Source organism: Microbacterium sp. MMO-10, assembly GCF_037148715.1.
Lineage (GTDB): Bacteria > Actinomycetota > Actinomycetes > Actinomycetales > Microbacteriaceae > Microbacterium.
The window spans coordinates 458,458-480,859 of the sequence record NZ_JBBCSV010000002.1 but is presented as its reverse complement, the minus strand read 5'-3'; the positions used below and the strand labels follow the sequence as shown (position 1 = coordinate 480,859).

Annotated in this window: 25 protein-coding genes, 1 tRNA gene and 1 other RNA gene; 14 read left to right on the top strand and 13 right to left on the bottom strand. The window is 71.5% G+C overall.

The genetic code is table 11. The annotated features are described in order from the left end of the window. Positions 1–31: 31 nt before the first annotated feature. The gene (locus tag WFJ17_RS06675) at positions 32–1,273 is read right to left on the bottom strand and encodes an MFS transporter (protein ID WP_336648001.1); all 1,242 of its coding nucleotides are present in this window, start codon (positions 1,271–1,273) and stop codon (positions 32–34) included. A 120-nt stretch (positions 1,274–1,393) separates the two neighbouring features. On the opposite strand from WFJ17_RS06675, the gene WFJ17_RS06670 reads away from it, so the two are divergent. Next, the gene (locus WFJ17_RS06670; protein WP_251444405.1) at positions 1,394–1,675 is read left to right on the top strand and encodes a hypothetical protein; all 282 of its coding nucleotides are present in this window, start codon (positions 1,394–1,396) and stop codon (positions 1,673–1,675) included. Positions 1,676–1,689: 14 nt separating this feature from the next. On the opposite strand, the gene WFJ17_RS06665 is transcribed toward WFJ17_RS06670, so the two are convergent. From WFJ17_RS06665 to WFJ17_RS06650, 4 genes are read right to left on the bottom strand one after another with little or no spacing between them, the layout of a single operon-like run. Next, positions 1,690–2,136, bottom strand: coding sequence for a GNAT family N-acetyltransferase (locus WFJ17_RS06665; RefSeq protein WP_336648000.1), 447 nt, complete (start codon positions 2,134–2,136; stop codon positions 1,690–1,692). Between the two features lie 25 nt (positions 2,137–2,161). Next, positions 2,162–3,346, bottom strand: a complete 1,185-nt coding sequence (locus tag WFJ17_RS06660; RefSeq protein ID WP_336647999.1) for an acetyl-CoA C-acetyltransferase — start codon at positions 3,344–3,346, stop codon at positions 2,162–2,164. A 2-nt stretch (positions 3,347–3,348) separates the two neighbouring features. Next, positions 3,349–3,993, bottom strand: coding sequence for a 3-oxoacid CoA-transferase subunit B (locus tag WFJ17_RS06655; RefSeq protein ID WP_251444430.1), 645 nt, complete (start codon positions 3,991–3,993; stop codon positions 3,349–3,351). A gap of 1 nt (position 3,994) precedes the next feature. After that, positions 3,995–4,804 carry a CoA transferase subunit A gene (locus WFJ17_RS06650; RefSeq protein ID WP_336647998.1) on the bottom strand — a complete coding sequence of 270 codons (810 nt, stop codon included), beginning with the start codon at positions 4,802–4,804 and terminating at the stop codon, positions 3,995–3,997. 103 nt (positions 4,805–4,907) lie between these two features. Between WFJ17_RS06650 and WFJ17_RS06645 the strand changes: the two genes are divergently transcribed. The 5 genes from WFJ17_RS06645 (at position 4,908) to WFJ17_RS06625 (ending at position 8,731) form a co-directional block, all read left to right on the top strand. Then, entirely contained in the window at positions 4,908–5,705 is a 798-nt protein-coding gene (locus WFJ17_RS06645) for an IclR family transcriptional regulator (RefSeq protein ID WP_336629660.1), read from the top strand. A 65-nt stretch (positions 5,706–5,770) separates the two neighbouring features. Next, entirely contained in the window at positions 5,771–6,202 is a 432-nt protein-coding gene (locus tag WFJ17_RS06640) for a MarR family winged helix-turn-helix transcriptional regulator (RefSeq protein ID WP_251444434.1), read from the top strand. Next, positions 6,199–7,428, top strand: a complete 1,230-nt coding sequence (locus tag WFJ17_RS06635) for an MFS transporter (RefSeq protein ID WP_251444436.1) — start codon at positions 6,199–6,201, stop codon at positions 7,426–7,428. The genes WFJ17_RS06640 and WFJ17_RS06635 overlap by 4 nt, the downstream gene beginning before the upstream one ends. 96 nt (positions 7,429–7,524) lie before the next feature. Next, a complete protein-coding gene (locus WFJ17_RS06630) occupies positions 7,525–7,800 on the top strand; it encodes a hypothetical protein (protein WP_336647996.1) in 276 nt (91 codons plus the stop codon). Positions 7,801–7,813: 13 nt separating this feature from the next. Next, positions 7,814–8,731: a TolB family protein gene (locus tag WFJ17_RS06625; RefSeq protein WP_336647995.1), complete on the top strand. Its 918-nt coding sequence runs from the start codon at positions 7,814–7,816 to the stop codon at positions 8,729–8,731. 24 nt (positions 8,732–8,755) lie between these two features. Here WFJ17_RS06625 and WFJ17_RS06620 read toward each other — a convergent pair whose 3' ends face one another. Then, complete coding sequence (locus WFJ17_RS06620; RefSeq protein WP_336647994.1) at positions 8,756–9,151, bottom strand: DUF6855 family protein; 396 nt, start codon at positions 9,149–9,151, stop codon at positions 8,756–8,758. A 74-nt stretch (positions 9,152–9,225) separates the two neighbouring features. Continuing rightward, a tRNA-Lys gene (locus tag WFJ17_RS06615) sits at positions 9,226–9,301 on the bottom strand. Between the two features lie 164 nt (positions 9,302–9,465). On the opposite strand from WFJ17_RS06615, the gene WFJ17_RS06610 reads away from it, so the two are divergent. From WFJ17_RS06610 to WFJ17_RS06595, 4 genes are all read left to right on the top strand, one after another. Beyond that, positions 9,466–10,293, top strand: coding sequence for an inositol monophosphatase family protein (locus tag WFJ17_RS06610; protein WP_292880730.1), 828 nt, complete (start codon positions 9,466–9,468; stop codon positions 10,291–10,293). A 1-nt stretch (position 10,294) separates the two neighbouring features. Beyond that, positions 10,295–10,882, top strand: coding sequence for a hypothetical protein (locus WFJ17_RS06605; RefSeq protein WP_336647993.1), 588 nt, complete (start codon positions 10,295–10,297; stop codon positions 10,880–10,882). Positions 10,883–10,980: 98 nt separating this feature from the next. Continuing rightward, complete coding sequence (locus WFJ17_RS06600; RefSeq protein ID WP_336647992.1) at positions 10,981–14,145, top strand: tetratricopeptide repeat protein; 3,165 nt, start codon at positions 10,981–10,983, stop codon at positions 14,143–14,145. A gap of 49 nt (positions 14,146–14,194) precedes the next feature. Continuing rightward, the gene (locus tag WFJ17_RS06595; RefSeq protein WP_336647990.1) at positions 14,195–14,734 is read left to right on the top strand and encodes a HutD/Ves family protein; all 540 of its coding nucleotides are present in this window, start codon (positions 14,195–14,197) and stop codon (positions 14,732–14,734) included. A gap of 96 nt (positions 14,735–14,830) precedes the next feature. Here WFJ17_RS06595 and ssrA read toward each other — a convergent pair. Next, positions 14,831–15,200: a transfer-messenger RNA gene (gene ssrA / locus WFJ17_RS06590) on the bottom strand. Between the two features lie 166 nt (positions 15,201–15,366). Here ssrA and WFJ17_RS06585 point away from each other — a divergent pair. Further along, positions 15,367–16,026: an SIMPL domain-containing protein gene (locus WFJ17_RS06585; RefSeq protein WP_336647989.1), complete on the top strand. Its 660-nt coding sequence runs from the start codon at positions 15,367–15,369 to the stop codon at positions 16,024–16,026. 22 nt (positions 16,027–16,048) lie between these two features. Here WFJ17_RS06585 and hflX read toward each other — a convergent pair whose 3' ends face one another. Then, positions 16,049–17,554 carry a GTPase HflX gene (gene hflX / locus WFJ17_RS06580; protein WP_336647988.1) on the bottom strand — a complete coding sequence of 502 codons (1,506 nt, stop codon included), beginning with the start codon at positions 17,552–17,554 and terminating at the stop codon, positions 16,049–16,051. 74 nt (positions 17,555–17,628) lie between these two features. On the opposite strand from hflX, the gene WFJ17_RS06575 reads away from it, so the two are divergent. Beyond that, positions 17,629–18,270 carry a class I SAM-dependent methyltransferase gene (locus WFJ17_RS06575; protein ID WP_251444457.1) on the top strand — a complete coding sequence of 214 codons (642 nt, stop codon included), beginning with the start codon at positions 17,629–17,631 and terminating at the stop codon, positions 18,268–18,270. Between the two features lie 16 nt (positions 18,271–18,286). On the opposite strand, the gene dapF is transcribed toward WFJ17_RS06575, so the two are convergent. Then, positions 18,287–19,159 carry a diaminopimelate epimerase gene (dapF, locus tag WFJ17_RS06570; RefSeq protein ID WP_251444458.1) on the bottom strand — a complete coding sequence of 291 codons (873 nt, stop codon included), beginning with the start codon at positions 19,157–19,159 and terminating at the stop codon, positions 18,287–18,289. Positions 19,160–19,295: 136 nt separating this feature from the next. On the opposite strand from dapF, the gene WFJ17_RS06565 reads away from it, so the two are divergent. Together WFJ17_RS06565 and WFJ17_RS06560 are read left to right on the top strand one after the other, a co-directional pair. Next, positions 19,296–19,916, top strand: a complete 621-nt coding sequence (locus WFJ17_RS06565) for a ClpP family protease (protein ID WP_251444459.1) — start codon at positions 19,296–19,298, stop codon at positions 19,914–19,916. Between the two features lies 1 nt (position 19,917). After that, entirely contained in the window at positions 19,918–20,559 is a 642-nt protein-coding gene (locus WFJ17_RS06560; RefSeq protein ID WP_251444460.1) for a ClpP family protease, read from the top strand. Here the strand turns inward: WFJ17_RS06560 and WFJ17_RS06555 are convergent. The 3 genes from WFJ17_RS06555 to miaA all read right to left on the bottom strand — a co-directional run bounded on the left by WFJ17_RS06555 (position 20,541) and on the right by miaA (position 22,376). Then, the gene (locus tag WFJ17_RS06555) at positions 20,541–20,912 is read right to left on the bottom strand and encodes a helix-turn-helix domain-containing protein (protein WP_251444461.1); all 372 of its coding nucleotides are present in this window, start codon (positions 20,910–20,912) and stop codon (positions 20,541–20,543) included. The genes WFJ17_RS06560 and WFJ17_RS06555 overlap by 19 nt on opposite strands. Positions 20,913–20,989: 77 nt before the next feature. After that, on the bottom strand, positions 20,990–21,439 hold the full coding sequence (locus tag WFJ17_RS06550; RefSeq protein WP_336647987.1) for a GNAT family acetyltransferase: 450 nt from the start codon (positions 21,437–21,439) through the stop codon (positions 20,990–20,992). Then, positions 21,432–22,376, bottom strand: coding sequence for a tRNA (adenosine(37)-N6)-dimethylallyltransferase MiaA (gene miaA / locus WFJ17_RS06545; protein ID WP_336647986.1), 945 nt, complete (start codon positions 22,374–22,376; stop codon positions 21,432–21,434). The genes WFJ17_RS06550 and miaA overlap by 8 nt, the downstream gene beginning before the upstream one ends. Between the last annotated feature and the right edge of the window lie 26 nt (positions 22,377–22,402).

Here is a 22,402-nt window from a genome sequence, read left to right as displayed (position 1 = left end):
CTAGCCAACCGACGCCGACCGGCGGTGCGCGTCAGTCCGCGGCGCGGCGCGAGCGCGCCCGCAGCGCGTTCGCCACCCCGGCGACCAGCACCAGCGCAGCGGCGGCGACCGGCAGCACGAGGGCCGTCTGCGCACCGCCGGCATCGGCGACCTGGCCGGCGGTGACGGCGCCGATCGCCTGACCGACCACCATCGCCGAGCCGAGCATCGTCATCACGGTGGCGGATCGATCGGCGGGGCCGAACGCCGCGCCCAGGCTGAACTGGGTCACCAGGGTCGGGCCGATCCCGCAGCCCATCACCGTCAGGGCGATCAGCATCGCCCCCACGTCGTGCACCCAGGGCAGCATCAGGCTGCCGCCGAACAGCACGCCGGCGAAGACGAGCCAGCGCGCGGCGAGCGTGAACCGTGCCGGCAGGAACGCGACGCCGAGCGCGAGGATCGCGGACCCGACGCCCAGCGCGCCGTAGAGCAGGCCCGCCTCCTCGGCCCGGCCGTGCTCCGTCATGAACGCGGTGAGCGAGGTGAGCATGGCGCCGAAGAACACGCCGACCCCGAGCATGCCCACCACCACGATCATCAGGCGGGGGCGGAACAGCTCCGAGACACGCGAGGTCGCGTGCCCGTCGGCGCCGCGCTGCGCGGAGACGTGTGCGGCGGTCGGATGCAGGGCGAAAGCGCCCACGAACACGAGGATGAGGGCGGCGGCGATCACGAGGGGCATCCAGGGCGCGATGGCCGTGGCGAGCACGCCCACGAGGAACGGGCCGAACACGAACACCGTCTCGTCGGCGGCCGACTCGTACGACATCGTCGACGACGTGGTGCGGGCGCGACGCTCGGCAGGAACCCGCTCGGCGATGATCGTGACCAGGCGCGACCGCGACATCGGCGAGACCTGCGGTGCGGTGGCGCCGATCGCGAACGCGCTGAGCAGCACGAGCGGCTCGGGCGCCGGTGAGTAGACGACGAACGTGAACCCGATCAGCGCCGCGGCGTTGGCGACGGCGATGAGGCCGAGCACGATCCGCTGCCCGCGACGGTCGGCCGCGGCGCCCAGCAGCGGACCGAAGCAGGCGGTGCCGATGCCCACGGCCGCGGAGGTGAGTCCGCCGAGCGCCACCGACTCGCGGGCGGCGACGACGACGGTGAGCACCCCGACGACCATCATCGCGAAGGGAAGCCGGGCGATGAAGGCGATGAGGAAGTACGGCAGCCCGACCCGGCGGAAGAGGCTCGGGGGGACCGGAGTGGACGAGGTGTGCGAAGTCATGGCGGGAGAGGTCTCTGGCGTCGCCGCGGGAGGAGACGCAGTCAGGTGCCGCCGCTTTCCGCCGGAAGAGCCGGCGGCCGGTAATGCACAACGGTGATGTCACCAGGGTAGCGTGGTCGTATGCGCAACTACCTCTTCGCGAGCGGTCTCTTCGGGGCGATCACGAGCGGCATCGCGCTGCTGCGCGGAACGCGGGACGCGCCCATCACCTGGCGCGCGGTCCTCGCCTGGCTGAGCTGGGGCATCACGATCGCGCTCGCGATCGGCGCCATCGTCGACTTCCGTCGTGACGAGCGCGGCGAGATGGTGTCCGCCGACTCGCCCGTCGCGCCGGTGCAGTTCAAGCGGGCCAAGAAGGCGCTCAAGGCCGAGGAGAAGGCCGAGCGCAAGGCTCAGAAGTAGGGGCCCGGGTTCGATCAGACCAGGTCGATCTCGTAGTGGATGAACCCGCTGCGGGAGGCGACCCGGTCGTAGAGGCCCCGCGCCGTCGTGTTGGTCTCGGCGGTGAGCCAGTAGACCTTGTCGCTGCCGGCCGCCCGCGCCGCCTCGTTCACATGCGCGATCAGGGCGCGTCCCACGCCGCCGCCGCGGACCGAGGGGTCGACGAACAGGTCCTCGAGATACGTGTAGTGGCGCGTCGACCAGGTCGAGGGGTGCGCGAGCCAGTGCACGATGCCCACCGCGCGGCCGTCGTCGTCGCGCGCGATCGCCCCGTGGATGTCGCCGGCGGGATCCACGATCCGGGCGAAGGTCGACGCGGTGACGTCCTCCGCGAGCGGGGTCTCGTAGAACGTCAGGTACGCCTGCCACAAGGGCAGCCAGTCGTCCCGGTCGGCCGCCGTGAGCGCATGGATCGTCGTCATGCGCCGATCCTACGGGAGCGGTTCCTCAGCGGGTGAGGATCAGCGCCTCGCCCTGACCGCCTCCGCCGCAGAGCGCCACCACGGCGGTGCCCGATCCGCGACGCACCAGTTCGTGGGCCATGTGCACGGCGAGCCGGTTGCCGCTCGCGCCGATCGGATGGCCGATCGCGATGCCGCCGCCGTGGACGTTGACGATCTCCGGATCCAGGCCGAGCACCGCCTCCGAGCGGGCGACCACGGCCCCGAACGCCTCGTTGATCTCGACCAGGTCGACGTCCGCCGCCGTGATCCCCTGCTTGTCGAGGGCGCGCTGGATGGCGTGCGCCGGCTGCTCCTGCAGCGAGTTGTCGGGGCCCGCGGTCTGTCCGCTGGCGCCGACCGTTACGAGCACCGGCCAGCCGTGGGCCTCGGCCTCGGCGCGCGTGGTGACGACGACCGCCGAAGCGCCGTCGGAGATCTGCGAGGAGTTGCCCGCGGTGATCGACCCGCCTTCGGCGAACGCCGGACGGAGCCCGGCGAGCGTCTCGACGGTCGTCTCCGGCCTGATGCCCTCGTCCGCCGTCAGGACCAGGGGCTCGCCGCGGCGCTGGGGCACCGTGACCGGCACGATCTCCGCGTCGAACACCCCCGCCTCGCGTGCTGCAGCGGCCCGCTGGTGCGAGCGGGCCGCGACCTCGTCCTGCGCCTCGCGGGTGAGGCCGAAGCGCGGGTTGTGCCGCTCGGTCGACGCGCCCATGCTCTCGGCGTCGTAGGCATCGGTGAGGCCGTCGTAGGCCATGTGGTCGAGGACTTCGACGGACCCGTAAGTCCAGCCGTCGCGCGAGCCCATCAGCAGGTGCGGTGCGCGGGTCATCGACTCCATGCCGGCCGCGACCACGGTGCGCGCGTCGCCGGTGCGGATCATGCGGGCGGCGTCGATGATCGCGGTGAGCCCCGACAGGCACACCTTGTTCACCGAGTGCGCCGGCACGTCCCATCCGATGCCGGCTCCGATCGCGGCCTGCCGGGCGGCGTTCTGCCCCGACCCCGCGGCCAGGACCTGACCGACGATGACCGCGTCCACGTCCGCCGCGCCCACCCCGCCCTGCTCCAGCGCGCCCCGGATGGCCAGGGCTCCGAGCTGCGGCGCGGTGAACGACGCCAGCTGCCCCTTCAAGCGGCCCTGCGGCGTGCGCGCCGCAGCCACGATGACGATGTCCTCTGCACCCATGATCACTCCAGTCCCTCGGCGACGAGCAGCGGGGGCTGGGTCGCATCCTTCACATCCTGCACGCTCACCCCGGGCGCGAGCTCCACGAGGCGCAGCCCCTCGGGGGTGACGTCGATCACGGCCAGATCGGTGATGATCCGGTGCACGACCGCGCGGCCGGTGAGCGGGAGGGAGCACTCGTCGACGATCTTCGCCGACCCGTCCCTGGCGACGTGCTCCATCAGCACGATCACCCGTCCCGCACCGTGCACGAGATCCATCGCGCCGCCGGGGCCCTTGACCATCTTCCCGGGGATCATCCAGTTGGCCAGATCCCCGGTGGCGCTCACCTGCATCGCGCCGAGGATCGCGGCGTCGATCTTGCCGCCGCGGATCATGCCGAAGCTGAGCCCTGAGTCGAAGAACGCCGCACCGGGCAGGGTGGTGACGGTCTCCTTGCCCGCATTGATGAGGTCGGGGTCGACCGCCTGCTCCTCGGGATAGGGGCCGACGCCGAGGATGCCGTTCTCGGACTGCAGCACCACCGTCACCCCGTCGGGCACGTGGTTGGGCACGAGCGTGGGCAGCCCGATGCCGAGGTTCACGTACGAGCCGTCGGACAGCTCTCGGGCGGCGCGCGCCGCCATCTCGTCCCGTGTCAGAGCCATGTCAGGCCTCCCTGTTCCCGGAGTCGGATCCGGTCCCCGCGCCCGTCGAAGGGCGCACGGTGCGCCGCTCGATGCGCTTCTCGATGTCGGATCCGACCTCGACCACCCGGTGCACGAAGACGCCGGGCAGGTGCACGCGATCCGGATCCAGCTCCCCCGGCTCGACGAGCCGTTCGACCTGCGCGATGCAGACGCGGCCCGCCATCGCGGCGAGCGGGTTGAAGTTGCGGGCGGCCTTGTTGAAGATCAGGTTGCCGTGCCGGTCGCCGAGCGCCGCGTGCACGAGTGCGTAGTCCGTGGTGATCGCCTCCTCGAGCACGAACTCGCGGGGCTGCCCGTGCATCTCGAAGGTGCGCACGTCCTTGGCGGGCGACCCGACCTCCACCGAGCCGTCGGCGGCATAGCGCCGCGGCAGGCCGCCCTCGGCCACCTGGGTGCCGACGCCGGTCTGCGTGAAGAACGCGGCGATGCCGGATCCGCCGGCGCGCAGCTTCTCGGCGAGCGTGCCCTGCGGGGTCAGTTCGAGCTCGAGCTCCCCGGAGAGGAACTGGCGCTCGAACTCCTTGTTCTCCCCGACGTACGACGAGGTCATCTTGCGGATGCGGTGCGCACCCAGCAGCAGCCCGAGGCCCCAGTCGTCCACTCCGCAGTTGTTGCTGACCACGCTGAGACCGGAGGTGCCCTGTGCGAGCAGGGCCTCGATGAGCGCGCTCGGATTGCCGGACAGCCCGAACCCGCCGACGGCGAGCGACGCACCGTCGGGGATGTCGGCGACCGCCTCCGCGGCCGACGCCCATTGCTTGTCGATCACTCGCCACTCCTTCGTGTGTTCCTCCTCACACTCTGCGCTTCGGCGCGGAGCCGCTCAACCCGGCGCTTGCGATGTGGGCGCTGCGTTCGGTAGCGTCCACATCGTGGAACAGACGCCCTCGTCCCGCCGCACCGTGCCGGGCGCGCAGGCGATCGCGCGCGCCGCCGGACTGCTCCGCCTCGTCACCGCATCGCCGGACGGTGCGTCGCTGCAGCGACTCGCAGAGACCTCGGGCCTCAGCCGCTCGACCGCACATCGGCTGCTCTCCGCCCTGCGCGCCGAGGGGCTCGTGGACCAGGATCCGCACACCGCCCTGTGGATGCCCGGTCCCGAGCTGTACCTCATGGGAACAGTGGCGGCGGCGCGCTATGACATCACCGAGATCGCGCGCGACATCGTGCGCTCGCTCGCCGTGAAGACCGAGGAGAGCGCGTTCCTCTCGGTGCGCAGGGCGGACGAGACCGTCTGCCTGCTGCGCGAGGAGGGCGCCTTCCCCATTCGCTCCTTCGTGCTCAGCGAGGGCGTGCGGTTCCCCCTCGGCGTCGCCAGCGCCGGCCTCGCGATCCTCTCCTTCCTCCCCGACCACGATGTGGATGCCTATCTCGAACGCCACCCCGAGCTCGGCGAGCGCTGGGGCCGAACGCACGCCGCGACGCCGCTGCGCCGACGGCTTGCGGAGACCAAGGCGCGCGGGTATGCGGTCAATCCCGGCCTCATCGTCGAGGGCAGTTGGGGCATGGGCGCCGCGGTGTTCGACCGCGACGGGCGCCCGGAGTGGGCACTGAGCCTCACCGGCGTCGAGTTCCGCTTCGGTCCGGATCGCCTGCCGACGCTCGGCCGCACCCTTCTCGCGCACGCGCACCAGCTGTCCGCACGCATCGCCGGCCGCGCCTCCCGCTGAGCGACGCAGGTGCGTCGACGACGTGACGCTTGCCATTTACATACCATCGGATATATACTTCAGTTATGAATCACGGCGAGATCCTGCAGTCGATCGTCTTCTCGACGCACGCGCTCACCCGCATCGCGGCGCAGGAGGCCGGAAACGACGCTCCTGCCGCCCAGTGGCGGGCCCTCAGCCTGCTCGACGGCAGGGATGGACAGCGCGTGGGGGAGCTGGCGAAGGCCAGCCGCACCACGCAGCCAGGGATGACCCGCATGATCGGACAGCTGGAGCACGAGGGCCTCGTGCTCCGCTCCCCCGACCCCGAGGACTCCCGCGCCACCGTGGTCACGATCACGGCGGCGGGACGCAGCGCCCTGCACGCCTGGCGCGACGAGCTGCAGCGGATCCTCGCCCCGCGATTCAGCGATCTCGACGACACGGACTGGCAGCACCTGGCCCGCGCCGCGGAGATCCTGCACACCCACTCGCTTCTGGAAAGGACAGCACGTTGAGCACCACCGCTTCCCCGGCATCGATCTGGAGGCAGCCCGCACAAGTGTGGGCCGTCGCCTTCGCCTGCGTCGTCGCGTTCATGGGGATCGGTCTGGTCGACCCGATCCTGCCCGCGATCGCCGAGTCGCTGAAGGCGACGCCGGTGCAGACCGAGCTGCTGTTCACGAGCTACCTGCTCGTCACGGGCGTGGCGATGCTGTTCACCAGCTGGATCTCCAGTCGGATCGGCGCCAAGGCCACGCTCCTGGTCGGCCTCGCCCTCATCGTCGTCTTCGCGCTCTTCTGCGCGCTCAGCGGAAGCGTCGACGCCATCATCGGCTTCCGGGCCGGCTGGGGCCTGGGCAACGCGCTGTTCATCTCGACCGCGCTCGCCACGATCGTGGGAGCCGCGAGCGGCGGATCCAGCGCGGCGATCATCCTGTACGAGGCGGCCCTGGGCCTCGGCATCGCGATCGGCCCGCTCCTCGGCGGCCTGCTCGGCGAGGTCGCCTGGCAGGGTCCGTTCTTCGGCGTGGTCGTGCTCATGGCGATCGGCTTCATCGCGGTGCTCACGCTGCTGCGCGGCCCGTTCGAGAAGCGCCAGCCCGTGCCGTTCTCCGCACCGTTCAAGGCGCTCGGGCGGCCCGCGCTGGGCGTGCTCGCGGTCGCCGCCCTGTTCTACAACATCGGCTTCTTCGTGCTGCTGGCGTTCTCGCCGTTCCCGCTCGGCTTCAGCGCGATCGGCATCGGCCTCACCTTCTTCGGCTGGGGCATCGCGCTGGCGGTCACGAGCGTCTGGGTCGCGCCGATCCTGCTGCGGCGCATGCCGATCACCCGGATCATCCTGTTCGTGCTGCCGCTGCTGGCCCTCGACCTCATCGTCGCGGGGATCCTGGTCGCGATCCCGATGGCTCTGGTGATCTGCATCATCGTCGGCGGACTGCTCCTCGGCATCATGAACACGGTGCTCACCGAGGCCGTCATGGAGGCGACGGACCTGCCCCGCTCGGTCGCCTCCTCGGCCTACTCGGCGGTGCGCTTCATCGGCGGCGCCGTCGCTCCTCCCCTCGCCGCGCTCCTCTCGCACCTCTGGGGCGACACCGTCCCGTACCTGTTCGCCGGCGTGTCGGTGCTCATCGCGGCGCTCGTGGTGCTGCTCGGCCGTCGTGCGCTCGCGCACATCGACCGCGGTTCGCACGATGTCGCCGAGGATGCGGAAGCGATCCTCATCGGCGACGCCGCCTGAGGATCTGCGCCACCCGAAGGCGCCGCGAACCGCCCGCCCCGCACGATGGTGCGCGGGGCGGGCTTCGTCGTCCGCGCCGGGGCATACGCTGGAGTCATGCTCATCGGTGTCATCCGCCCCGTCGAATCCAAGACCCACACCGTGCAGGCCGAGGAGCTCGACGAGATCCAGGATCTGCTGGCCGCCGAGACCCCTGCGGGATGGCAGCTCGCCTCGGCCCCGGTCGCGATGGCGAAGAAGGACACGATCCTCACGGCCGAGGGCACGATCGTCCGTCGCGACGGCCTGCAGGAGATCGAGGCCGACAACATGACGGCACTCGAGGCCAAGGTGCCCGAGGGGTATCAGCTGCTCTCGGTGCGCGTGGTCTGATCGGATCCCGCCGATGACGACCGCGCAGGACGCCGCGCCCGAGGGCGGGCTGCGGCCGGGCCAGTCCGCTCGGATCCGGGTGTGGGATCGCGCGACGGGAACGACCCGCACGGTCCACGCGTCCACGACGCGGCGGTACGAGGCGCCGAACTGGACCGCCGACGGGCGGCTCCTCGTGAACGGCGACGGGCGGCTCTGGCTGCTCCCCGCCGACGGCACGGGCGAGCCGTCGCCCCTCGCGGCGATCGGGCTCCCCGAGGCCAACAACGACCACGTGCTCTCGCCGGATGGCAGCACCGTGTTCGCCTCCGCCCAGGACTGGCACATCTGGTCCGTCCCGATCGAAGGCGGACCGGCGCACCGGGTCACGCCCGACGACGGCGGGATGCACTTCCTGCACGGCGTCAGCCCCGACGGTGCACGCCTCGGCTACGTGCGGCTCGACCCCGACGGCGGGAACTGGTGGGCGTCGGCGGCGATCCACACGATCGGGGTCGACGGACGGGACGACGTCGCCGTCACCACGCATCCGGGGCCCGCGGACGGCTGCGCCTGGACGCCGGACGGCGAGTGGGTCGTCTTCAACACCGAGCAGTTCTCCCCCGCTCCGGGGCACGCGCAGCTGGCGCGGGTGCGCCCCGACGGCGCCGAGCTCGAACAGCTGACCTTCGACGAGCGCGTGAACTGGTTCCCGCACGTCGCGCCGTCGGGGGATGTCGCGGTCTACCTCAGCTACCCGCCCGGCACCACAGGGCACCCCGCAGACCTCAGGGTCGAGCTGCGCCTGGTCTCCGTCGACTCCTGGGCGGAGCCGACGACGATCGTCGAGCTCCTCGGCGGTCAGGGCACGATCAACGTGCCCTGCTGGGCGCCGGACGGATCCGCGTTCGCGTTCGTCGACTATCCCGCCGGCGAGGCCGACGGGATCTGAACCCGTCCCGACCGCGCGACGTGCTCAGAGCGCGCGCACGCGGTTGTTCCGCGCGTTGTGCTCCAGCTCGACCAGCCCGAGCCGCTCGAGCAGCGGCGGCAGGTACATCCCGAAGCGTCCGCGGTACCCCTTGCGCAGCCCGTACCAGCCGCCGACCGGGTTGTCCTCCGCCCGGCCGAACGCCTCCACGGTTCCCTCCGCAGCCGGCTTCTGCTCGTCTGCCGCCCCCAGCGGAACCCAGTCCCCCTGGGCCTGGAGCCAAGAATGCAGATCCTCGATGGAGCGCGCCTGATACCTCAGCGTCGTCGACCCGACCTGGCAGACGAGCTCGTCGCCGTCGCGGTGCATCGTGTACTCGCTCGAACCCGGCGCCGTGCGCAGCCGCCACGGGCTCGCCGCGGTCCCATCCCCATCCGTCATGGGCGCGAGTCTACTGAGCACCGCAGACACGCAGAAGGCCCGGTCGGAATCTCTTCCGATCGGGCCTTCCTCACTGGTGCACCCCCTGGGACTCGAACCCAGAACCCACTGATTAAGAGTCAGTTGCTCTGCCGATTGAGCTAGAGGTGCTCGGCGGACCGGTTCCCCGGCCGAGGAATCACATTACCAGCGGTTCGGACGGAAGCGAAATCGGCGGCGGCTCTCCGTGCATCCCTGGCGTGTCGTCGGCCCGGAGTGCGCTCTGGGCCGCGTGCGCCCAGGGTTCGGCCACCGCACGCCAGTATCCTGGAGGCGTGTCTGAGACCCGCGCCGCTGCCGACTTCCAGAGCGACCTCGACCTCGCTCTCCGCCTTGCCGACGCCGCCGACGGGCAGTCACTGCCCCGTTTCGACGCCGCCGATCTGAGCGTCTCGCTCAAGGCCGACCGCTCGCACGTGACCGATGCGGATCTGGCGACCGAGCGCGCGATCCGGGAGATCCTGCAGGCCGAGCGTCCGGAGGACGGGATCCTCGGCGAGGAGTTCGGCACCTCGGGCGATGCGCACCGGCAGTGGATCATCGACCCGATCGACGGCACAGCGAACTTCCTTCGCGGGGTGCCGATGTGGGGCACCATGATCAGCCTCGCCGTCGACGGCGTCGCCCGCGTCGGCGTGGTCAGCATGCCCGCCCTGGGCCGCCGCTGGTGGGCCGCGCCCGGCCTCGGCGCGTGGGCCTCCACGGATGCGGAGCCGCGCGCGATCCGCGTGTCGGACGTCGCGAGCCTCGACGACGCGAGCGTCAGCTTCCAGAGCATCGCCCAGTGGGACGAGGCGGGCCACCTCGACGAGCTCATCGCGCTGAGCCGCCGCGTGTGGCGCGATCGCGCCTACGGCGACGTGTTCTCCTACATGATGCTCGCCGAGGGCCGCATCGACATGGTCGCCGAGTTCGATGTCAAGGAGTACGACATCGCGGCGGCCTTCGCGATCGTCGCCGAGGCGGGCGGCGCCGCCACCGCCTACGACGGGACCGCGACGCTCTCCGGGCGCTCGGCGCTCGCCACGAACGGGGTGCTGCACGAGGCGTTCCTCGCGCAGCTGCACGGAGCCGCAGAGCCGCCTGCGGCGGCCGCTCGCTGATATGCGGTTCTCCACGCGCGCACTGGCCGTCGCGGCGGTGTCGCTCGGCGTGCTCGCCGCGACCACCGCCTGCACCGGGACTCCCTCCCCCGCCCCGTCAGACTCTTCCGCGTCGCGCGCGTCGGACGAGCCCACCCGTTCGGCATCGTCCCCGACGCCGGCTGCCACCGATGTCCCCGCCGCGTCGCCGCGCCCGTTGAGCTGCGAGACGCTCATCCCCGCCGACACCGTCGCCGCTCTGCATGCGCAGGGCTGGTCGGCGATGCAGCGCGACTTCGCGTTCGGCCCGGATCCGGTCCCGGGCGGCATCGCCTGCCTGTGGGCGGATCCGTCCACCGCATCGGATCACGGCCTGCTCTACGGCTGGGCGCCGATCTCGGGCGCCGATGCCGCCGCTCGGGAGGCCGCGCTGGTCTCGGAGGGATGGGTCCGCGAGGACAGCGACCGCGGCGTGTACGTCACGGCCGATCCGCGCACCACGCTCAGCAGGGACGCCGAGGGCTACGGTATGACCTATCTGTTCGGCCGCGGCTGGGTCTCCGTCTCCGACACGAAACAGGGGCTGATCCTGATCGACCCCCGGAGCTGATCACGATCGTCGTCGGATCCTTCGCCTGACGCTCGGCTCGCTCCCGGACGCCGAGCGAGTTGCCCGTCACCCCGCAGCCTTCTACTGTCGAGAGCGTGATGGCAGATGCGCTCCAGTCCGCGTGGTCCGACGTCTCCAGCCGCGACACGGTGCGCATCGCCCGGGCGCTCGACGCGTTCCGCGAACTGCTCCCGCAAGCACTGATGACCGAGGGGGAAGGCGGTGCCGCGCACCGCAGCGCGCTGCGCGGCCTGGCCCACGGCCTGGACGAACTCGGGCGTGAGGACGAGGCCAGAGAGCTCTACCGCACTCTTGCCGAGGTCTGCGAGGGTGCGCTCGCGGATCAGGGTCTTCGGGATGAGGATCGCGAAGGCCTCTTCGACGACCACCTGCACGCCCGCGCCGCGGAGCAGCTGGTCGGCGGGGTCCCCGCCTCCGCCGGCACCGTCGCCGCTCTCGACGCCCTCATCGCCGAGGGCGAGCACGAGCTGGGCGGCGCGCACGGACGCGTGCTCTGGCTGCTGGACCGGCGGGCACAGCTACTCTCCCGGATGAACGAGGCGGAGGGGCTGCTCGCCTACGACCTGCTCATCGCCCGCGCGGCCGCAGCGGACGAGCGCGGCGAGAATCATCTGACCGCGCTCGCGGCGAAGGCCGCCGAGCTGTCCCGGCGGGACGAGGACGAACAGTCCGCCCTGCTCTGGGGACAGGTGCTGGACGGACGCCGCGCCCTGCTCGGGATGGATGCTCCGGCGACGCTGGACGCCTGGTGGTGGCGAGCGAGGACCCGCTACTGGTCGGGCGACACGGCCGGGGCCGATGCCGACCTCGCCCTGCTGATCCCGGCGCTGCAGCGGCAGCGCGGCGAGGACGATGCGCTCACCCTGGACGCCATGAGGTTCCGCATCAACCCTCTGCGCGTGCTCGCCCGCGACGGCGCCCCCGCGGAGGACCCGCTGCCGCTGGTGCGCCGGATCGCCGTGCTCGAGACCGCGCGGTTCGGCCCCGGCTCCGATGAGGTGCTCACCTCCCGGATGATGGCCGTCGAGGTGCAGCTCGACCGCGCAGACGGCCTTCGTGGGTGGCCGGGGCTCATCGCCGAAGCCCGCGAGATCGTCGACGATACGGTCGATCGCCCGTCGCGCGCCTCGCTCGCGCTGCGCTCGCGAGACCTCCTGTCCCGGGTCCTGCGTGCGGCGACGGAGCGGGACGCGTCGTCCGCCCCTCCGGAGACCGCCCTCGCCGCAGCCGTCGCGCGGTGCGCGCATCTGGATCGTGCCGTCGAAGAGCTGCGCTCCGCCGATGTCGCGTCCGAGGCGGATTCGAGTCCCACCGCGGATCCGGATCCATCCCTGGCGACCCCGTACCAGCTCGCGAGCGAGCTCGCGCACGCCTGGACCGATCTGTCCCGGTGGCACGACGCGCACTCCCCCGAAGCCCTGGACGCGCTGCAGACCGGCGCGGAGCGCCTTCGCGGACTCGGCCCCGCCGGCCGCCGGAGCGAGATCGATCTGCGCGACCGCCTCGGCTCGGCGCTGCGCGATGCCGGCCGCGGCTCCGAGGCTCTCGCCCCCTTCGAACGGTCTCTCGAACTGGAGTCGAGCCTCGCGGCGGAGGCCTCGACGGCGGAGGATCTCCGCACCGCCGCCACCCGGCTCGCACAATCCCGATACGCACTCGGCGCGACGCTGCGCGGCATCGGACGCAATGCCGAGAGCGAAGAGCTGCTCGCCGACGCGATCGAGATCGCACAGCACGACGGCGCATCCCCGCAGGCCGTCTCCGAACTCCGCGACGTCCGCGCCCTCGCGCTGCAGGATCTGGGGCGCAGCGACGAGGCCGCCGCCGAGATGCGCGCACTCTATGACGCCTCAGGCGACGTCGGCCATGCGATCGACCTCGCCGCGGTGCATCTGCGCAACGATCGCCCCGCCGAGGCGGAGGCGCTGCTGCGACCCGTGCTCGCCCGGCTGGAGGCCGACGGATCCGCCGACACCGCACAAGCCGGCCGCGTCATCGGCAACCTCGCTCTCGCCGCCTGCCAACTCGACCGGGATGCCGAGGCGGCCGCGACCTACGATCGGCTGTACGCACTGCAGTCGCGCATCCTCGGCACGGAGCATCGGGACACCCTGATCACCTTGCACAACCGCGCCCTGGAGGAGAGGCATCTCGGTCGGTTCGCCGACGCGGTTCGCCGCTTCGAAGCCGTTCTCGCCCGGCGCACCGCTGCTCTCGGCGCTCGCGATCCGCACACGCTGAGCACACTGTCCGCGCTCGCCGGTGCCGTGGCCGATGCGGGAGACCTGCACCGTGCCAGGGAGCTGAGCGAACGCGTCGTCGCGGAGACGCGAGAGGTCCTCGGCGATACGGACCCGCAGACGCTGAGCCGGATCCGCGACCTGGACGGGATCCTTGCCCGTCTCGGCGACGCCCAGGAGGAGCGGGATGTCCTCGCCGCTCAGGTCAGCGCCGGGTTCGCCTCGACGAGTCGCGCTTCCGACGACGGCAGTGCGTCGCCCGGACTCGCCGCACTGCGCTATGCCGACCATCTCGCGCGGCAGAATCGCTACGGCGATGCCCTCGTCGAGTACAGCCGCGCCCGCGAGGCCCTGAGCGACACCGCCGGCATCGACTGGCTGCGGGCCGAGCGCGGCGCCGCCGAGTGCTCGAAGCGCCTCGGCGCGTACCGCGAGGCCGCCGAGGCCTACGCCCGGATCGTGCCGCAGCTCGAGCGTCTGCTGCCCGGCGATCCGTGGGCGCTCGCCGACGCCTTGAACGACCACAGTCTCGCTCTCTCGCACCTGGGCCGCGTCGATGAGATGGCCGTCGTGCAGCAGCGCGCGATCGAGGTCGCCGACGGCGCCGGATCGAACCCCGAGCGGGCCGTGCAGCTGCGCATCTGGCTCGGCCGGCGACTGGCCGAGGCCCGGCGCTTCCCCGAGGCGCTCGCGGCCTACGACGACGCCGCGAAGACGGGCGCCGGCACGCTCGGCGCCGAGCACGCGATCACGCTCGACGCCACGGACGATCGCGCGGAGACGCTGATCTCGCTCGGGCGGCATCGCGAGGCGCTGCGGATCTACCGCACCAACATCCCCGCCATGGAACGCGTCCTCGGCGCCGACTCCGCGGCCGTGCGGCGCGCCCGCGGCAAGCAGAAGACGTCCGCCCAGCAGGCCTCGAAGACCCGCTCGGCGATCATCGGCGGAGTGATCGTCGCCGCGATCCTCGTCTACGTCGTCGTGACGCGGATGACCTGAGGCGCCTGCTTCCTCGCAGGGATCCCGGGCAGAAACTACGATCGGCATCATGACGGTTCCGATCCTCGAGTACTCCGCCCTCACCCCGCGGGCGTGGAAGAACGGTCTCGGGATCACCCGGACGCTGTTCGACGACGCCGACGCCACGGACGCGTGGACCTGGCGGATCAGCATCGCGGAGATCACCGGCACGCAGCCGTACAGCGCCTGCCCCGGCGTGCGCCGGGGGCAGGTCGCGCTCGGCCCTGGTGCCGTGGACCTCGTGATCAACGGCCGGGCCGAGACGCTCGCGGTCGACGACATCATCGCCTTCGACGGCGAGGACGAGGTCTCCGCGACGCCGCGCGAGGCCGGATTCCTCGATCTGAACGTCATGACGCGGCGGGACACCTGGGACTCGACGGTGGAGGTCATCGATGCTGCGACCGTGAGCGCCGAGCCCGGCGGCCCGACGACGCTGATCGCTCTCGACGACGACGGCGCGATCGACGACCGCCCCCTCGCACGCCTCGATGCCGCCCTGCTCGAGCCCGGTATGACCTGCACGCTGCGCGGCCGCTTCGTGATCGCTCGGCTGCGCCGGATCTGAGGCGCGCACGAAGAAGCCTCCGGGATCCGTGCCGATGGCACGGATCCCGGAGGCTTCTCACGGCGACAGCGGTGTGGTTCTGACGAGCGGAGCCCGTGGTGGAGCTGGGGGGAATCGAACCCCCGTCCAACGCTGAGTCTCCACGCCTTCTCCGGGCGCAGTCTGTGCAGACGTTCTGCTCGGCTCCGACCTTTGTCACAGACACCTAAGTCGACAAGCCCAGCCTGGGAAGAGTCCCACGCGACGTCCAGACGCCGTCGCGCAGCAAGATTCCTAGATGACGCCAGGATCCGTATCGGAATCACATACGGCCTGACGGACTATCGGGCTCGCTTACGCAGCGAGGGCGAAGTCAGTGCGCTTTGCATTGGCACTTATTGTTTTGCAGGGAGCGTTCACGAGATAACCCTGCATCCTCGGCCCGCTTCTCGTGGATTCACAGGCGCTGTCGAAACCGATCAGCCCCGTGGACCTTCTTGCGAAGGAGCCGCTGTCGCACTGTGGAATTACCGGCGGACGCCGAAGCGCCCGAGCTACCCAGAGTACAACGGTTGCGGAGTCCGCGCCATTCCACGCCGCGGCGGCGACTTCGCGGCACCCGCCGCCGCGATCACGTGCCGTAGAGTCGCGGCATGAGCGAGGTCGTCATCACCGTCCGCGGCGAGCACGAGGTGCGGGTCGCACCCGAGCGCGCCATCGTCAGTCTGTCCGTCGCCTGGGACGGACCCGATCGCGAGACCGTCGTCAACCGCACGCTGGCCCTCGCCGAGCCTGTGCGCGAGGGCATCGCGGCGCAGAAGGATGCCGGCGCCGTCGAGGAGTGGTCGAGCCGTCGCCTGGCCGTGCGGTCGGAGCGACCGTGGAGCAACGACGGGACGCGGCTCGCCCTCGTGCACCACGCCTCCGTCGACTTCTCCGCGGTCTTCGTCGACTTCGCCGCCCTCTCCACCTGGGTCGCCGAAGTGTCGGCCGGCGACGGCATCGCCGTCAACGGCACCGAATGGATCCTCACGCCGCAGACGCGCGCCAGGGTGGAGCAGGAGGTGGCTGCGGAGGCGGCGCGAACGGCGGTCACACGCGCCGGCGCCTACGCGACGGCACTGGGACTTGCGAAGGTCGAACCGATCGAGATCGCCGATGCGGGTCTCATCACCGACCACGGTTCGGCGGACATGGCCCCGACGGCGATGCGCGCCTTCGCGGCTCCCCCGTCGGGCGGCGGCGGTCTCGAGCTGCAGGGCGATGACATCGCGGTCTCCGCGACCGTCGAGGCGCGGTTCGTCGCCGCCTGAGCCGGCCCCGCGCCGACCCCGGTCAGGCGACGAACGGTGCGAGCTCCGCGGCCAGGCGCTCGCCCACGTGAGCGTGGATCCGAGTGCCCTCCTCCTCGTGCGCGACCTCCAGCAGCAGACCGGTCTCGTGCACCGCGGCGACCAGGTCTCCCCGGTCGTACGGCACCACGGCACGGATCTCCACCGCGGGCTTCGGCAGCGCCTCGTCGATCGCGGCGCGCAGTTCGGCCACGCCCTCGCCACTGCGCGACGAGACGAAGTGCGCCCCGGGCACGAGCCCGCGCAGCACCATCCGCTCGTCGTCGTCCAGCAGATCCGCCTTGTTGAACACGATGATCTCGGGGATGCTCCGCGCACCGACGTCGCCCATCACGTCCCGGACGGTCTTGATCTGACCGGCCGGATCCGGGTGGGATCCGTCGACGACGTGGACGATGACGTCGGCGTCGGCGACCTCTTCGAGCGTCGAGCGGAACGCCTCGACGAGCTGGTGCGGGAGGTTGCGCACGAACCCGACGGTGTCGGTGAGCGTGTAGACACGCCCGTCCGCCGTCTCGGACCGACGCACTGTCGCGTCGAGGGTGGCGAACAGCGCGTTCTCGACGAGCACGCCCGCGCTCGTGAGCGCATTGAGCAGGCTCGACTTGCCGGCGTTGGTGTACCCGGCGATCGCCACGGACGGAATCGTGTGGCGCTTGCGCTCAGCGCGCTTGGCCTCGCGGGCCGGCGTGAAGTCGCGGATCTGCTTGCGCAGCATCGCCATCCGGGTGCGGATGCGGCGACGGTCGAGCTCGATCTTCGTCTCACCGGGTCCGCGCGATCCCATGCCTGCGCCACCGGCGCCGACCTGACCACCCGCCTGGCGGCTCATCGAGTCACCCCAGCCGCGCAGGCGCGGGAGCAGGTACTCGAGCTGCGCCAGTTCGACCTGAGCGCGTCCCTCGCGGCTCTTCGCGTGCTGGCTGAAGATGTCGAGGATCACCGTCGTCCGGTCGATGACCTTCACCTTGACGACGTCCTCCAGCGCGCGTCGCTGGGACGCGGCCAGCTCGGTGTCGGCGATCACCGTGTCTGCGCCGACCGCGGCCACGATGTCCTTGAGCTCCTGGGCCTTGCCGCGGCCGAGGTACGTCGCGGGATCCGGATGCGGTCGACGCTGCAGCAGCCCGTCGAGGACCACAGCACCGGCGGTCTCCGCCAGCGCGGCGAGCTCGCGCAGCGAGTTCTCCGCGTCATCCTGTGCACCCTGGGGGTACACGCCGACGAGCACCACGTTCTCCAGCCGGAGCTGGCGGTACTCGACCTCGGTGACGTCCTCGAGCTCGGTCGAGAGACCGGCCACGCGACGGAGCGCATGCCGTTCCTCCAGGTCCCACTGCTCGCCGTCCGCCGAGCCGTGACCGGCGGTGGCCGTGTCCTGCAGCGCCTGCGCGGAACCGAACACGTGCGATTCCGCCCGTCGTTCCGCGGCGGCCAGAACGCGATCGACCGCGTCGCCGTGCTCATCATGTGTCGTGGACTGCGTCATCCGCACCTTTCTCCTGCCCGCCGATTCGGACGGGCGCCTTAACTTTAGCTGCGAGTGTCCGCTACGCTCGCTCCATGGGCTCGGACCACTACTTCACTGCGGCCCCCGCCAGCCCCGAGAACCTCCGCAGGATCAAGGTGAACCTTGCGGGCCGAGAAGTCGAACTCACCACCGCGGCCGGAGTCTTCAGCCCCGACCACGTGGATGTCGGCACCTCAGTGCTCCTCGCCAACACCCCACCCCCGCCGCCCGGCGGGCATCTGCTCGATCTCGGGTGCGGCTGGGGTCCGATCTCGCTGTCGCTCGCCCTCGCCGCGCCGCATGCGACCGTCTGGGCCGTCGACGTGAACGAGCGCGCGCTGGATCTGGTCCGGCGCAACGCCGCGGAACTCGGTCTCGACAATGTCAACGCCGTGACGCCCGACGATGTTCCCGCCGACGTGACCTTCCGCACCATCCGCTCCAACCCGCCCATCCGCGTCGGCAAGAGCGAGCTGCACGACCTGCTGGAGCGCTGGATCCCCCGACTGGACGAGCGGGCGGACGGCTGGTTCGTGGTGAGCCGCAACCTCGGCGCCGACTCGCTGCAGCGCTGGCTGGCGGCGACGTTCGACGAAGGCTACAGCGTGTGGCGGGCGACGACCGGCCGCGGCTTCCGCGTCCTCAAGGTCCGACGGCACGGCATGCCCCGTACCGAGGGCATCGAGCTGCCTTAAGCCCCGGCCGACCCGATCAGGCGAGTTCGATCTCCCCCGAGAACGCGAGCTGCGCAGGCCCGGACAGGAGCACATGCTCGCCGTCTGCGCCCGGAGCCATGGTCACTCGGAGCGTTCCTCCGGGAACCTCGACCAGCCACTCGTCCGGGGCTCCCGCTCCGGCCCAGTGGCGCACGGCGAGCGCGGTCGCGGCGACGCCGGTGCCGCAGCTCAGGGTCTCCCCCACGCCCCGCTCGAACACCCGCATGCGCACCCGCCCGGCTCCGTCCTGCACCAGGGGCTCCGCCGGCACGACGAACTCGACGTTCGCACCGTGCTCGGGCATCGGCGCGAGCTCGGGTCCGTGGGTCAGTTCGAGGCCGTCGAGCTCCTCATCGGACGCGATCGCGACGACGACGTGCGGGTTGCCGACGTCGATGCCGAGGCCGGGACGCGGCACGCTCAGGCCGACGGCCCGGGCCAGGGGGTCATGCCCCGAGAGCCGCCAGGCGCCGATGTCCACGCGATACCCCTCGGCACTGCGGGTGACCTCGCGCACGCCGGCTCGTGTGCCGATCGCGAGGGTGCCGCCCTCCTCGAGCTCGGCGAGGCCGGTGCGCAGCAGGTAGTGGGCGAACACGCGGACGCCGTTGCCGCACATCTCGGCGATGGATCCATCGGCGTTGCGGTAGTCCATGAACCACTCGGCGGCCGGGTTCTCACTGAGGGCGCGGGCCCCCTCCGGAAGGGCCGCGGAGCGCACGACGCGCAGCAGCCCGTCGGCGCCGATCCCGAAGTGCCGGTCGCAGAGCGCGGCGACCTGCTCGGCCCGGAACTCGAGGGCGCCGTCGGGGTCGGCGATGATGACGAAGTCGTTGCCCGTGCCGTGCCCCTTGGTGAATGCGACCATGCGTCGATTCTAAGGCGGCGCGCACCGGCGCCCGTCCGCTCCCGCCCCTTGCGCGGAGCGCCCTCTCTGCTTCGGGCGGATCCGCTCGAGGCAGATCCGGTGGCGGCGCCCGCCCCAGGCGGGCGAGGCTTCCTGCATGACCGATGACATGCCCCGCAACCTCTTCGACGCCGACACGCGTCGGATGCTGTTCGCCCGACGGGTGCTCGTGCTCGACGGCGTGCTGGACGACGACAACGGCGTGCTGCTCATGACGCAGCTGCTCGCCCTCGCCGCCGAGGATCCGGATGCCGACATCACGCTGTGGATCCATTCCCCGGGCGGATCCGTCCCTGCGATGCTCGCGATCCGCGACCTGATGCGCACGGTGCCCTGCGACGTCGCCACCGTCGCCTTCGGGCTCGCCTGCAGTGCCGGCCAGTTCCTGCTCTCGGCCGGGACGAAGGGCAAGCGCCGCGCTCTCCCGCACAGCCGGATCCTGCTGCATCAGGGTTCGGCGGGGATCGGCGGCACCGCCGTCGACGTCGAGCTGCAGGCCGCCGATCTCCGGCACACCCGAGACACCGTGCTCGGCCTCATCGCCCAGGACACCGGACAGCCGCTGGACCGCGTCTTCGAGGACTCCCTGCACGACCGCTGGTACAGCGCCGAGGAGGCGCTCGCCTACGGCTTCATCGACGAGATCGCCACCGGATTCGCAGCGGTGCTGCCGCCGATCACCCGCCGCAGCGTCGGCCTGACCGCACAAGGAGCCTGAGATGGCATCGTTCCTCGTCCCGAACGTGATCGCCACGTCGCCGCGCGGAGACCGCGTGCTCGACGTCTACTCGCACCTGCTCGCCGAGCGGGTCATCTATCTCGGCACTCCGCTCGACGCCGACGTCGCGAACGTGCTCGTGGCCCAGCTGCTGCACCTCGACTCGACCGGGAGCGACCGCGACATCCAGCTCTACATCAACTGCGAGGGCGGCGATCCGAGCGCGATGCTCGCCGTGTACGACACCATGCGGTTCATCCGCTCGGATGTCGCGACGTTCTGCGTCGGACAGGCGGTGGCGGTCGGCGCGGTCCTGCTCGCCGCAGGAGCGGCCGGCAAACGCGCGGCTCTCCCGCACGCCCGAGTCATCCTGCATCAGCCGGCCGCCCAGGGGCGCGGCACCATCCCCGACCTCATCCTGCAGGCCGACGAGGTCGTCCGCGTGCGCGACAGCCTGGAGCAGATCCTCGTGGCGCACACCGGGCAGAGTCCGGAGCGCCTGCGTGCGGATACGGACCGGGATCTGGTGCTGACGGCGCCGGGAGCCCGCGCCTACGGTCTCGTGGACCAGGTGGTGGAGCAGGCCCCGCCCCCGCGGAGCGCGCTGCCCGGAGATGATCCGGGTCAGGCCGCCAGCGCGTAGCAGGCGCGCGCCGGCTGGGCGGTCGCGCGCACCGGCGCGGCCGTCTCCGGGGAGATCCGCTCGGCGACTCCGAGCGTGAGATCGAGCAGCGTCAGTTCGAGCGCACCGGACACGGCGGCGAGCATCTCGCTCGATGCCTCCTTGCGACCGCGCTCCATCTCCGACAGGTACTGCGGGGAGACACCCGCGCGCTGGGCGGTCTCGGCGAGGGTCTCGCCCCGGTCCGCCCTCGCATCGCGCAGCAGCTCGCCCACCACCGTGCGCCAGAGCCGCTCCGGCTCGGGACCGCGCTGCGGAGGCCCCTCGTGCTTGGGCGTGCGGTCGATGCGGGGGGACTCCGGCAGGGCGGTCATGGCGCCATGCTAGGCACGCGGGCTGCGGCGTCGCGAGCGGATCCGCTCTGAGCAGAATCCGCCGAACGGCCGCCCGCTCAGACGTCGTGGATGAGGCGCTTGCCGGTGTTGCCGACATCGAAGCGCTCATAGCCCAGCGCGTCGTAGAAGCCGAGCACCTGCTCGTTCCCCGGGCGGACCATGAGCTGGACCTTGGGGCACCCCATCCCGAGGAGGAGCCGTTCGGCTTCGACGACGAGAGCCCGGCCGATACCCGCGCCGCGACGGTCGGACGCACTCGCGAGGTAGTAGAGCCATCCTCGATGCCCGTCGTACCCCGCCATCACCGAACCGACGATCCGCGGCGCACCGCCGTGGTCCTCCCTCTCCTCCGCGACCAGGAACAGCTCCGGCTGCACCGCGAGCTTTCGCTCGATGTCGGCGCGGGGATCGTTCCACGGCCGAGTGAGCCCGGCGTCCTCCCAGAGCGCGACGACCGCGTCCGTGTCGGGTCGTCCGAAGGCCCTGATCTCGAAGCTCTCACTCATCCGTGCTCTCCTCCACGATCGCGTCCGCATCGATCCCGCCGAGCGCATCGAGCCACTCGGCCTCCGCGTACCGGCGGAACCACGAGACCTGACGTCGCGCATACCGCCGGGTGAGCGCCTGGGTCTCGGCGATCGCCTGGTCCTGGGTGAGTGCCCCCTCGAGCTGCGCCAGGGCCTGTGCGTATCCGATCGCCCGGCGTGCCGTCGTGCCGTTCTCGAGGCCCGCCTCACGCAGGCGCTCGACCTCGGCGAGCATGCCCTGCTCCCACATCCGCTCCACCCGGCGATCCAGCCGCGGCACCAGGGCGGCGCGTTCCACGCCCAGCGCCAGCACCCGGGATCCGGGAAGCCACAGCGCGGGCTGCTCGGGAAGCGCCGCACCGTGCGTGCGCTCCCCCTGGGCGAGCACCTCGAGAGCGCGCACGATGCGCCGGCCGTTGTGCGGGTCGATCCGGGCGGCCGTCTGCGGATCCTGCGCGTGCAGACGCGCCAGCAGCGGCCCCGTCCCGTGCTCCTCCAGCTCCGCCTCGAGACGGGCGCGGAGTCCGGCGTCGCGCGGCGGGAAACGGAAGTCGTAGATCACGCTGGAAACATAGAGACCGGATCCGCCGACGAGGATCGCCTCCGCACCCCGCGCGTGGATCTGCCGGATCGCCTCGCGTGCCCGAGGCTGGTACCACGCCACCGCCGCCTCGGCGGTGACGTCGAGCACGTCGAACAGGTGATGCGGAATGCCGCGCCGCTCGTCGACGGGGAGCTTGGCCGTGCCGACGTCCATGCCGCGGTACAGCTGCATCGCATCGGCGTTGACGATCTCGGCGCGACGACCGCGCGCGGCGAGGGCCTCGGCGAGGTCGAGCGAGAGGTCGCTCTTGCCCGTTCCGGTCGCCCCGACGACGGCCCAGAGCCGCGGTGCATGCGGACGGACGTCGTCCACCGGTTCCGACCGCGGCCCGGCTGCCG